The organism is Aminipila butyrica (assembly GCF_010669305.1).
Classification (GTDB): Bacteria; Bacillota; Clostridia; order Peptostreptococcales; family Anaerovoracaceae; genus Aminipila; species Aminipila butyrica.
This window is the reverse complement of sequence record NZ_CP048649.1, coordinates 2,332,006-2,344,152: the sequence shown is the minus strand read 5'-3', so window position 1 is coordinate 2,344,152 and position 12,147 is coordinate 2,332,006. Positions and strand designations below refer to the sequence as shown.

The 12,147-nt window shown below is 47.8% G+C and carries 7 protein-coding genes; 6 read left to right on the top strand and 1 reads right to left on the bottom strand.

The features are described 5' to 3' along the window. Nucleotides 1-51 precede the first annotated feature (51 nt). Genes nuoE through Ami103574_RS11120 form a run of 3 tightly spaced genes read left to right on the top strand, consistent with a single transcriptional unit; the run spans nucleotide 52 to nucleotide 5,849 of the window. Nucleotides 52-564: an NADH-quinone oxidoreductase subunit NuoE gene (gene nuoE, locus Ami103574_RS11130; RefSeq protein ID WP_163067084.1), complete on the top strand. Its 513-nt coding sequence runs from the start codon at nucleotides 52-54 to the stop codon at nucleotides 562-564. A 12-nt stretch (nucleotides 565-576) separates the two neighbouring features. Further along, complete coding sequence (locus tag Ami103574_RS11125; RefSeq protein ID WP_163067083.1) at nucleotides 577-2,325, top strand: NADH-quinone oxidoreductase subunit NuoF; 1,749 nt, start codon at nucleotides 577-579, stop codon at nucleotides 2,323-2,325. Nucleotides 2,326-2,342: 17 nt separating this feature from the next. Continuing rightward, nucleotides 2,343-5,849 (top strand): FAD-dependent oxidoreductase, encoded by a 3,507-nt coding sequence (locus Ami103574_RS11120; protein ID WP_163067082.1) that lies wholly within the window; start codon nucleotides 2,343-2,345, stop codon nucleotides 5,847-5,849. A gap of 177 nt (nucleotides 5,850-6,026) precedes the next feature. Here Ami103574_RS11120 and Ami103574_RS11115 read toward each other — a convergent pair whose 3' ends face one another. Next, entirely contained in the window at nucleotides 6,027-7,478 is a 1,452-nt protein-coding gene (locus Ami103574_RS11115; protein WP_163067081.1) for an aminotransferase-like domain-containing protein, read from the bottom strand. Nucleotides 7,479-7,921: 443 nt separating this feature from the next. On the opposite strand from Ami103574_RS11115, the gene Ami103574_RS11110 reads away from it, so the two are divergent. From Ami103574_RS11110 to Ami103574_RS11100, 3 genes are all read left to right on the top strand, one after another. Then, complete coding sequence (locus tag Ami103574_RS11110) at nucleotides 7,922-8,479, top strand: phosphohydrolase (RefSeq protein WP_163067080.1); 558 nt, start codon at nucleotides 7,922-7,924, stop codon at nucleotides 8,477-8,479. A gap of 46 nt (nucleotides 8,480-8,525) precedes the next feature. Continuing rightward, nucleotides 8,526-8,891 carry a DUF4234 domain-containing protein gene (locus tag Ami103574_RS11105; RefSeq protein WP_163067079.1) on the top strand — a complete coding sequence of 122 codons (366 nt, stop codon included), beginning with the start codon at nucleotides 8,526-8,528 and terminating at the stop codon, nucleotides 8,889-8,891. Between the two features lie 92 nt (nucleotides 8,892-8,983). Further along, nucleotides 8,984-12,103 carry a DEAD/DEAH box helicase gene (locus Ami103574_RS11100; protein WP_163067078.1) on the top strand — a complete coding sequence of 1,040 codons (3,120 nt, stop codon included), beginning with the start codon at nucleotides 8,984-8,986 and terminating at the stop codon, nucleotides 12,101-12,103. Nucleotides 12,104-12,147 lie beyond the last annotated feature (44 nt).

The following is a 12,147-nucleotide window of genomic DNA, read 5'->3' as shown; positions in this document are numbered from 1 at the left end:
TCAGATATAACTAGTTTATATACATTGCAATAATAAAGTAGGAGGAATATTATGTGTGAAAAGTGTGGCTTACAAGAGGAAAATTATGTTGCCGACTTTAAGGAGCTGGCTCCAGTGCTGGAAAAGTATGGTAGTGTGCAGGGAAGCTTGATAACAATCTTGCAGAACGCACAAGATATTTATGGATATCTGTCCATGGATGCGATTAACTATATTTCCCAGCAGACGGGAATCAAGCCGGCAAAGATTTATGGCGTGGCAACCTTTTATGCGCAGTTCAGATTACAGCCTATCGGCAAACATCTCATCATGCTGTGCAAGGGGACGGCCTGTCATGTAAACGGTGCAGACCTAATTGAAGAAGCGATTACAGAGCATTTGGACATCCGGGATGGAGAAACCACCGAGGACGGACTGTTCACCTTAAACAACGTGGCTTGTTTAGGCTGCTGTTCGCTGGCGCCTGTGATGATGATTCAGAGTGCCGACGGGGAGGAAACCTACGGCAATCTGACCAAGGACAGTGTAAAAAAAGTTCTGGCTGAAATTCAAGCGAGGGCATAGGAGGAATAAACGATGAAGGTAATAGTTGGACAGGGAAGCTGTGGCATAGCGACTGGCGCTAAGAAGACAGCAGAGGAATTTGAAAGGCAGATCGCCGGTAAGAATCTGAACATTGAAGTGGGCACCACAGGTTGTGTGGGTACCTGCTACCTGGAACCCATCGTCGACGTATATGATGATGATGGCGGTATGACCAGATATGTGAAGGTGCAGCCGGAGCTGGTCTCTGAGATTGTGGAAAAGCACTTGCTGGGAGGACAGCCTGTTGCGGATTACGCCATCTCTGCGGTAGACGGCCAATTTATAGAAAAGCAGAAACGGGTCGTTTTACGAAACTGCGGACTAATTGATCCTGAAAACATAGAAGAATACCTGGCGGTAGGGGGCTATCAGGCCACGGAAAAGGTGGTTACGTCCATGAAGCCAGAAGAAGTAATTGAAGAAATAAAAGTCTCCGGATTGCGAGGAAGAGGCGGCGCAGGCTTCCCTACTTGGTTTAAGTGGGATGCAGCTAAGAAGAGTCCGGGAAAAATTAAATATATTGTCTGTAATGCAGACGAAGGGGATCCGGGTGCTTTCATGGACCGATCGGTTCTGGAAGGAGACCCGCATTCGCTGATTGAAGGAATGATAATCGGTGGGTTTTCCATGGGCGCGGCGGAAGGTATCATTTATTGCCGTGCAGAATATCCACTTGCCATACATAGGCTGGAGATTGCCATGGCTCAGGCTAGGGAAAAAGGTTATCTGGGCAAGAACATCTTTGGCAGCGGCTTTGACTTCGATATGAGGATTAAGGCTGGAGCTGGAGCTTTCGTATGCGGTGAGGAGACGGCACTGATTGCTTCCTTGGAGGGAGAGCGAGGCATGCCGAGATTGAAGCCGCCTTTCCCAGCACAAAAGGGATACTGGCAGCAGCCGACCAATATCAATAACGTAGAAACGTACGCCAACGTGGCTTGGATCATCATCAACGGGGGCGAAGCTTTTGGTGCCATGGGAACAGCCCAGAGCAAGGGGACTAAGGTCTTTGCCCTGGCTGGAAAAATTAAAAAGGGCGGTCTGGTAGAGGTTCCCATGGGTCTGCCTTTGAAGGATGTCATCTACGGCATCGGTGACGGTATTAAGCAGGATAAGAATTTTAAGGCTGTACAGATGGGTGGTCCGTCTGGGGGCTGTATTCCGTCAGAACTGATCAATACGCCGGTAACCTATGAGGACATCAACAAGACTGGAGCTATCGTGGGTTCCGGCGGAATGATTGTTATGGACGAAGAAACCTGCATGGTCGATATGGCCAGATATTTCCTGGATTTTACCAGAAAAGAATCCTGCGGCAAGTGTAATTATTGTCGTGTGGGTACCAAGAGAATGTTGGAGATTCTGGAGCGGATTACCAGAGGGGAAGGCCGAGACGGGGATATTGAACTGCTGGAAGAATTGGCCTACAAAATCAAGGATGGTTCTTTATGCGGGTTAGGACAGACGGCTCCCAATCCGGTACTGACCACCATTAAATACTTTAGAAACGAATACGAAGATCACATTTATAACAAGAAGTGTACCGCTAAATCTTGTAAGCCGTTGCTGACCTTTACCATTACAGAGGACTGCAAGGGGTGCACCTTGTGTGCCAAGAAATGTCCGGTAAACGCTATTTCCGGCCAGGTGAAGAAGCTGCACCACATTGATCAGGAACTCTGCATCAAGTGTGGAAAGTGCCTAGAAACTTGCAAATTCAGTGCAATAGAGAAAAACTAAGAGAGGGGGAGAAAGATATGAAAAATTTTAGGCTGAACATTGATGGAAAAGAAGTTTATGCAATTCCAGGGCAGACCATTTTGGAAGTTGCCAAAGAGAACGATATTTTTATTCCAACTCTATGTTTTGATGAAAGAACGGAAATATATGGATCATGCGGGCTGTGTGTCTGCGAAGTGGAGGGCAACCCGAAGCTGGTAAAGGCCTGTGCTACGGAGATTGCACCGAATATGGTGATAAAAACCCACACCGACCAGGTGGTGGAATCCAGAAAGACCAATTTAGAGCTGCTGCTGTCCAACCATGTGGGAGACTGTCGGCCGCCTTGCGTCTTGGCTTGTCCGGGAGGCACGGATTGCCAGGGATACGTGGGATTAATTGCAAATGGTGAATTTGATGCAGCGATTCGGCTGATTAAGGATAAGATTCCGCTGCCGGCAGCTATCGGCCGAGTATGTCCGCACCCTTGTGAAGATAAGTGCCGGCGAAAGCTGATTGACGGACCGGAGCAGGCGATCTCCATCCAGTGGCTGAAGCGGTTTGCTGCCGATCAGGATCTGTCTGAAGGGGACCCTTTCATGCCGGATATTGCCCCAGATACAGGAAAGAGCGTGGCCATTATCGGCGGCGGTCCGATGGGACTGTCCGCAGCATACTTCCTCCGACAGCAGGGTCACCAGGTGACCATTTATGAGGCAATGCCAAAATTGGGAGGCATGCTCCGCTATGGTATTCCAGAGTATCGGCTGCCGAAAGAAGTGTTGGATGAAGAAATTTTCACCATCGAGAAGATGGGCGTAGAAATGATGCCAAACACCAAGGTGGGCGTAGATATTCCTTTTGAGACCATTCGGGAGGACTACGATGCCGTGCTGCTGGGTATCGGTGCATGGATATCCACTGGTGTAGGCTGCCCGGGCGAGGATCTGCCGGGCGTAATCGGCGGAATCGATTTTCTGCGGAAGGTCGTTCGTAACGAAGAAATCCGTTTGGGGGACAGCGTGGCTATTGTCGGCGGTGGGAATACGGCAATGGACGCTTGCCGAACAGCGGTTAGACTGGGTGCAAAGAAAGTTTACAATATCTACCGGAGAACAAAGGATGAAATGCCTGCGGACCAGATTGAAATCATCGAAGGGGAAGAGGAAGGGGTTATCTTTGAAAACCTGACCAATCCAATTGAGTTCATCGCCGGAGAAGACGGCCGAGTGAAGCAGGTAGTTCTTCAAGTTATGGAATTGGGCGAGCCCGATGCTTCTGGCAGAAGAGCGCCGAAGGCGGTAGAAGGCAAGACGAAAACACTGGACATCGACACCGCTATTTTGGCCATTGGTCAGGCGGTAGATGCGGAAGCTTTCCAGGTGGATAAGACTAGAAAGAAGGCCATCGCCTATGATAAGGACACCTTTATGACCAGCATGGAAGGAGTCTTTGCCGGAGGAGATTGTGGTAATGACAAAATTTCCATCGCCATTGAGGCAATTGCCGATGCCAAGAAGGCCGCTGCTATTATCGACAGCTATCTGAACGGCGAAGCAGTGAAGTACGTGAAACCGTATGTGGTAGAGCGGGATGACATTGACGAAAAGACTTTTGAGGACCGGGAGAGAGAGTGCCGTCCGGTTATGGCACAGCTGGAGGCAGAAGAAAGAAAAGATAACTTTACAGAAGTCGTCTTTGGTTATGATGAAGAACAGGCCATAGCTGACGCATCCAGATGTTTAGAATGTGGCTGTCACGATTATTTTGAGTGTAAGCTCATCGACTTTGCCAATCAGTATGATGTTCAGCCAGATCGGTTGGCAGGAGAGAAGAATCAGATTGAATTTGAAGATGACCATCCATTTATTCTGCGAGATCCGAATAAGTGTATCCTGTGCGGACTCTGTGTGCGGGCTTGTGATGAAGTCATGGGCATAGGGGCTTTAGGGCTGGTACACCGGGGATTTGACACGGTGGTGAAGCCGACTTTGGAGAAGCCACTGGCGGAATCCGGCTGTGTATCCTGCGGTCAGTGCGTAAGCGTATGCCCGACAGGAGCCATACAGGAGCGTACTACCATGACCAAAGCTGTGCCGCTGGAAACGGATTTCACAGAGACGACCTGTGCATACTGCTCCGTAGGCTGCACGCTGGAACTGGAGACCTACGGCGATTTGCTGGTCAAGGCCAATCCGTCTAAGGACGGCATCGTCAACGAAGGCCTAGGCTGCGGAAAAGGTAAATGGGGCTTCGACTGCACGATGTTGGAAGACAAGCTGCTGGAGCCGATGATAAAGGAAGGGGACGGCTTTACGGAAACCGATTATCACGAGGCGATCGTGCTGACGGCGAAGAAGGCTCAGTCTGTAGCGGCCAGATATGGCAGCGATGCTGTAGCGGTGGCTATTTCCGATCGGTATACCAACGAAGAAGCTTACGCCATTAAGAAAATGGCCAAGGTCATGGGGGCAAAGACTTTTTGCTTTAACAACCGGGCCAGCGGATTGGCACCAGTCATCGGTCACGACGCTTCTCCAAACACCATCAACGAGTTGTTGTCCACAGAGGTGATTCTGGTCAGCGGATTTGATACGGTACTGAACCCGGTGATTCAGCTGAAAATCCGGCAGGCGGCAAAAAACGGCGCTAAAGTAGTGCTGATTAACCCGAAAGACCAGGAGCAGCACGGCTTTGATTATGCGGAAAAGGTTATTTATACAGAAAACAGCACTGCTGTTCTGAAGGAGATTGCTAAGGCTCTTCTGGACATGGGCAAGACCTCCAAGCTGGAAGGATTCGAGGCATTTGCCGCTGATTTGAAGGATGTAAAGGTATCGGAAGCCGCCGCGGAGGTTGCGGTTCTTTACGGCAAGGCCAAGAAAGCCATGATTGTATTCCAGCAGAATCTGGTGACGACAGAAGCAGCTACTCTCTTGGGAGACATTGCCCTGCTGTCTGGTCATATCGGTACGCCGCGAGACGGCATCCTACAGGTTAAGGCCAAGAATAATTCTCAGGGACTCATTGACTTGGGCATTAAGGCAGGAGCCGAAGCCCTGGAAGGGGTGAAAGCGCTGCTGATTTTTGGAGAAGACCCAGATATCGATTTGAGCGGACTGGAATTCCTCATGGTCAGCGACCTGTACATGACAGCTACCGCCGCCCAGGCCGATGTTATTCTGCCGGGTACGGGCTTTACCAGCGTAGATGGTACCTTTACGAATACAGAAAGACGATTGCTGCCGGTGGGCGCCACCATTTTTGAAGGGGTAGATTTGACTAACTGGGAAATTGCTGCCGAGCTTGCTCATGTGTATGAAGTGGACTTTGGCTTTGATGATACCGAGGATATTTCCCAGGAAATGAACGACTTGCTGCCGAAGTACAAGTATGCGGAAATAGGGGAAGTGCTGGGGGGAACCCTGGAACCGCTGGCTCCGAAGTTTGTCACAGTGAAGACGGGGGCCTTTACCGACCCGCTGAGATCCACGGATGATTTGCTGAACATTATTATGGCTAGACTGCCGAAGCCTGTTCACTAAGGCCTCGTCCCTCCACCATACGATTTATCAGATTTGAATTCCAGGAAATATTGAGTTTTTTTCCTTATTTCCTGGGACATAAAAAAGACTCTTACCAGGCCTGTATTGCTTGTTGGAAGCGTATGGGCTGGGAGAGTCTTTTGTTTTTTTCGGTTAATGGGTACCTTTTTTACTATCTTACTTTTTCAAACAAGCCTCCACTACGTGGGACAGGGTCTTGATGGCTTTGCAAAGGTCCTCTGGATCGGCATAGGCGTAGGATAGGCGCAAGGCGTTGTTGTCGGCAAAATCGTAGATATTGCCGGGATTGAGCAGGATGTTTTTATCCAAGGCCCGTTGGAACAAGTTGTCCATGGACAGGGGGATTTTGAACCGTAGCCAGATATAGAATCCTCCTTGTGGTACAGACCAGTCAGCCAGGTCCTTAAAATGCTGGTTCAAGAGGGAAAGAGCCAGGTCTCGTCGGGCCTTCAGTTCTTGGCGCAGAAAGATTAGATAGTCATCATAATAGCCACTGTCGAAAAATTCTGCCAAGGCCCATTGGGATAAGGAGCTGGCACCGTAATCCACCTGCATCTTGACGTCACCAATCCGATATACTACGGATTCAGGCCCTGCCAACCAGCCAATCCGCAGCCCTGGAGCCAGGGTTTTGGACACGGTTCCCAGATAGAGGATCATCCCGTTTTGGTCCATGGCTTTAATGGGTTTAGGAGGCTCCTGGTCGAACCACAGGTCTCCGTAGGCGTCGTCTTCAATAACTGGCAGCCGATTAGCGTTGCAAAATTGAAAGAGCTCCTTTCTTCGCTCTTCGGGCATCACCAGGCCGGTGGGATTTTGGTGAGTGGGGATGGTGTATAGCAGGGCTTGACCGGTTTCTTTGCCAATCTGCCAGTACATAAGGCCGTTTTTATCCATAGGAATGCCGGATAGGTGCATCCCGGCAGACTGGAAGACCTGAAGAGACTTCAGGTAAGTAGGGGATTCTGTGAAGACGGTAGAGCCGGGCTTTAACATGCAAACGGAAATCAGCTGGAGACCTTGGAGGGAACCAGAGGTAACGACGATAGAGGAATCTGGTACATCAATTCCTTTTAAAGCCATCCGTTCCGTCAGGCTCCGGCGCAGCTCCGGCAGCCCCAAGGGACCTAAATAACCAAGGGCGGGGATTTTGGCTGGCAGCTTTTTAAAAACTTTGGTCATCAGGTCATGAGGAAAGAGACTGGGGCTTAGTTCGCCGGTTCCTAAGCGGACATAGCGCTCATCGTATTCCAGCTTATTGATAATCTGAATCGTGGGCATATTGGAGCGAAAAGGGCTGGAATGGATGTAATTATTCCAGTCTGGTGGGGTGGACATGAAAAGGGACCAGGTGTTGCTGGCTACTCGAGTGCCCCCGCCATATTCGCTTTCCAGCATTCCGTAAGACATGAGCTCTTCCATGGCCGTCACCACTGTGCTGCGGTTCACCTGGAAGAGTTCCGACAGCTTGCGTTGAGGGGGCAGTTTGCTGCCGACCAGCCAGTCCCCACAAGACACCTTATTGCTGATATATTGAGATATTTGTTTGTACAGCGGCATTTTCAGGGACTTGTCCGGTTTCCAGTCAATATTTACATACTTTTCCATCCATGCTTCCTTTCGTTTCGGACAAAATCCGTCCAATTATATTCTCTTCTTTACTGTAAACTTGGTTGGGTAAAAAGTCAACCAATAACTGAGAAAACTAAGGATGAAATGAGTAGTTTATGGATTGAAAAGATGAATTTGGTTGGAGTATATGCAAGAGAAGTAAGAAAGAAGAGTAAACTTTCTTTTGCTTTTTGTTTTAATTCCTCTGAAAATATGGTATGATATAATGTAAAATTTATAAAAATCGTCTGATAGATGCACTTGGCTGACAGGCAAATGCATAAGAGCTAAGAGTACCTTGCAGAGGCTTTTTTTATACTACATTAATATCGCTTCCAGAGCGATATTTTCTGCATAAAGTAAGAAAGAAGAGAAAGTGCCTGTAGAAAGCTAATGGATGCAGTTGACAGCAGCAGGCATTCAAGGAATAGGATTTAAGTATGTTTGACGCAAATATGGATCGAAGCTACGTGACCACGTATTACAAAAGAAAATTTAACCCCACCAGAGCAGTGGAACGGGATATTACCATCGGTGATGTAGCTCACGCCCTCTCTCTTATATGTCGGGCTAATGGGCATTTGCGGATTTTTTTCTCGGTGGGACAACATTCTATAAATTGTGCGCTAGAAGCCAAAGAGCGGGGGCTGTCTGAAAAGTTGCAGCTGAATTGCTTGCTCCATGATGCGTCGGAGGCCTATATTGGTGATGTGATAACACCGCTGAAAATACAGTTAAACGCGTATAAGGATTATGAGGATGTGTTGCAGGATACGGTTCTTCGGGCTTTGGGCGTAGAGCCGCCCAATCAGGAGGAGGCTAAGCTCATCAAGGAGATTGATAACTCAATGCTCTACCACGAGTTTAAGTTGCTTCATGGAGAGCTGCTCTTTAAACAGGAGCCGATCATTCATATTTCCATCTGTCAGAGTGAGGTGCCCCATCAGGAGATTGAAGCAGAATTCATTCGCTTGTACAGAGAACTAAAAACTTATTAAAAAAGAAGGGCCATTAGACATAGAGGCGTAACGAAAGGGGTAAATTATGGTAAGAGAAAGAAATGTTGCAATGTGTGCAATTTTGACAGTGATAACTTTTGGGATATATGGGATTTATTGGTTTGTATGTATGACGGATGAGGCATTGGGCCTTTCTCAGGAGAGGGGGGCTGACGGGATTCTGGCTTTTATTTTCAATTTCATCACCTTGGGGCTGTACGGGTGGTACTGGGCTTACAAGATGGGCGAGAGGCTGGAGATTGCGGGTCAACGGAACAATATCCCCTATGTCTCCGGTGATAACGGAGCACTGTATTTGATTTTAAATGTATTAGGCTTATCTTTAGTAACTTACATATTGATTCAGATGGAGTTAAACAAGTTCTCTGGTAGAGGGGTGAGACAGTTCTAGTGGGCTGTAAGCTCCTCATAGGAGATGGGAAGATTACTTAATTATAAGTAATTTTTTTGTGGAAAGTTATTGGGGTAAAGAGGAAGAGCAACATGAATGATTTATATGGTGTAGGCAAAAAAACGGAGAGGAGCCAGCGGATGTCTGATCGAAACGCTATTCGGCTCATCGATCTGTATTCTCATAAAAACTTGATTGATGCGAAGGATTCCCTGTTGGACAGGGATTTAGTCCGCCTAGTGCCCAAGCTGACTGTGGTGGGAAATACGCCAGAGTTGTCTTTGACCATAGGAAACACGCGAATGTACGTAATCAAGAGTATCAAATCTTTTTGTGAAAGCATGAAGCGGGGGGACACCCTTTCTTATGGAAGAGAGTTGAGTCTGACTCATCACATCTCTAGGTTTGAAGACAGTTCCAAACCGCTGGTAGACTATATTATGGACCGGTACAGCGAGATTGAAAGTTATCGGAATGACAGCTATTACGAGAGCAATTACGGATACGACAACACCAAGCGCTATATGCGCATTGGACCCAATAACCTGGACCGACTGATGAATTTGTTGAAAGAACAGGCTATGGACTTGGTCATAACCGGCAGCCAGAATCTCAAAAGCTACAGCTATTACAGGGGAGAGGACTGTTGGAAACAGCAAAAAGATGTTTCTTACCGGATTGAAGAGCACACGCCTAAGATTCATATCCGGGTGAGTCAGGAGTCTGCGGGGACCTATCTCTTGATAAGCAGTCAATTTGACTTTCTAGAGGGAAAAGACCACCTGTATATTGCAGAGGGAGAGGAACTGTGGCAGACCAGCCAGGATTTCGCGGAAAAGACCAGAAACTTTGTGAATATCCTCAAGGACGGCAATGGCTGTATTCTCCTGGCAGAGCGTGATATGAACACCTTTTTTTCCAATGTCATGGCACAGGTGCAGGATCACGTGGAGCTGGGTTCTGGTGCAGAGCTTCTGGAGGCCTTTATGCCAGACCAGGGGCGGATTAAAATTTATCTCGATAGTCCCAGCAGCGACACCATCACGTCTAAACTTCTCTGTGAATATGGGGAAGGGGTGGTCTTCGATGTTATGTCGGGGGAACAGATCTTTGAGACTTGGGCAGGCGGTCAGACTGATAAGGCGCTGGCTGGAGCCAAAACCGTTCGGGATCAGATGCTGGAAGATAAAGCCAGGCTTCTTCTGAGCAGATATTTTGTAGGCTATGAAAAGCGGACCAGTCTGCTATATCTTACGGGAAGCGATGAGCGAATTTACGAATTTGTCAATGTGGTGGCCAAGGGACTTACCAAGGTAGGCAGCGTTTTTACCACCGAAAAATATCGGCGAATTGGAAATACGGTCGTGCCCAAGGCATCGGTAGGCGTTCGGCTGGAGAGCGATCTGCTAAAATTGGATTTTGATTTGGACCAGTTTCCCATCGATGAACTTATGGGAGCATTGGAGCAGTATCGGCAAAAAAAGACTTATCATCGGATGAAGGATGGCGGATTTCTGGATCTGACCGATGAAAGTCTCAGCGAACTGCTGACCTTTGTGGACGATTTGGGCATTCCCCGAAGAGACTTGGAAAATGGTTTTTTTGAGATGCCTAAATATAAATCCTTGCTGCTGAACAGCACCTTAAAAAATTCCAGGAGCATTAAGTTTGATCGGGATGGCCACTTTAAAAGTCTCATACGGGGCATGAGTGCGGTGGAAGACAGCGACCATCCTATTCCGGCACATCTGTCCGGGATACTGAGAGACTATCAGAAAGAAGGCTTTCAGTGGCTGAAGACTATGACAGAATATGGTTTCAGCGGCATTCTGGCAGATGAGATGGGACTGGGGAAAACCTTGCAGATTATTTCTCTGTTGGAGGATGCATGGGAAGCGCTGATGGCAAACCCCACAGAGGAGAAAGAAGTAGACTTAGAAAAGAAAAGTTTGGCTGTGATTATTTCACCGGCGTCACTGGTTTTGAACTGGAAAAAGGAAATAGAGAAATTCGCGCCCAATATCAGTACCCTTGCAGTAATCGGTACGGCAAAGGAGCGAAAAGAGCTGATAAAAACCATTCAACGAGAAAACGTGATACTGACTTCTTATGATTTGTTTCGAAGAGACTTGGATCAGTATCGGGAATGGAAGTTTGATTTTTGCATTATTGACGAGGCACAATATATTAAGAATTATTCTACCCAGAATGCCAGAGCAGTGAAGCTGGCCGACAGCAACTACCGCTTTGCTTTGACGGGAACACCTATTGAGAATCGGCTCAGTGAACTGTGGAGTATCTTCGACTTCCTCATGCCAGATTATCTGTTCTCTTATAACAAATTCAAGCAAAAGTATGAGATGCCTATTGTCCGAGAGCAAGATCAAGAATGTATGGAGAGCCTTAAACGGCAAGTGACTCCTTTTATGCTTCGGCGGTTGAAAAAGAATGTGTTGAAGGAACTGCCCGAAAAAACGGAAACCGTGATTTATGCCAAGCTGGAAGGCGAACAGCAGAAGTTGTATAAGGCCAATCTGGCCAAGGCTAAGCTGGAGATTGGCAAGGAGATTCGGGAAGGTGGTTTTGAAACGAATAAAATCATGATTTTAGCGCTGCTGACCCGGCTTCGGCAGTTGTGCTGCCATCCAGCGCTATGTTATGAGGATTACAAGCAGGGGAGCAGTAAACTGGAGGCCTGTATGGAACTCATCGATGAAGCCGTATCTGGGGAGCACAAAGTATTGGTGTTTTCCCAGTTTACCTCCATGCTGGAGCTTATCCAGGAGCGGTTGGACCAGGAAGATATTTCCTACTACAAGTTGACTGGCAGCACGCCTAAGGAGCAGCGGGCGCAAATGGTGGAGGAATTCAACCAGGAGGCAGAAGAGGAAGACGCTGACCAAGGGGCTAAAGTATTTCTTATTTCTTTGAAGGCAGGGGGAACCGGACTGAACCTGACGGCTGCCGACGTGGTGATTCACTATGATCCGTGGTGGAACCTAGCTGTACAGAATCAAGCTACCGACCGGGCGCATCGAATTGGTCAAAAGAAAAATTTGCAGGTATATAAAATCATTGCAGAGGATACTATCGAAGAGAAGATCTTAAAACTTCAAGAGAGTAAGCGAGAACTGGCGGATGCGTTGATTACTGAATCCGTGAATTCCATCGGCAGTCTGTCCGGCAAAGATTTAATGGAATTATTGGAATAAGTGTGATACAATGGGAAAAATAGCAGTGACATCGAAAGGAGGAA

What these genes read in the sequence shown, in the direction of transcription:
- Ami103574_RS11115 (WP_163067081.1), bottom strand. Translation starts at nt 7,478, where the DNA reads ATGGAAAAGTATGTAAATATTGACTGGAAACCGGACAAGTCCCTGAAA.
- Ami103574_RS11105 (WP_163067079.1), top strand. Translation starts at nt 8,526, where the DNA reads ATGGTAAGAGAAAGAAATGTTGCAATGTGTGCAATTTTGACAGTGATA.
- Ami103574_RS11110 (WP_163067080.1), top strand. Translation starts at nt 7,922, where the DNA reads ATGTTTGACGCAAATATGGATCGAAGCTACGTGACCACGTATTACAAA.
- Ami103574_RS11100 (WP_163067078.1), top strand. Translation starts at nt 8,984, where the DNA reads ATGAATGATTTATATGGTGTAGGCAAAAAAACGGAGAGGAGCCAGCGG.
- nuoE (WP_163067084.1), top strand. Translation starts at nt 52, where the DNA reads ATGTGTGAAAAGTGTGGCTTACAAGAGGAAAATTATGTTGCCGACTTT.
- Ami103574_RS11120 (WP_163067082.1), top strand. Translation starts at nt 2,343, where the DNA reads ATGAAAAATTTTAGGCTGAACATTGATGGAAAAGAAGTTTATGCAATT.
- Ami103574_RS11125 (WP_163067083.1), top strand. Translation starts at nt 577, where the DNA reads ATGAAGGTAATAGTTGGACAGGGAAGCTGTGGCATAGCGACTGGCGCT.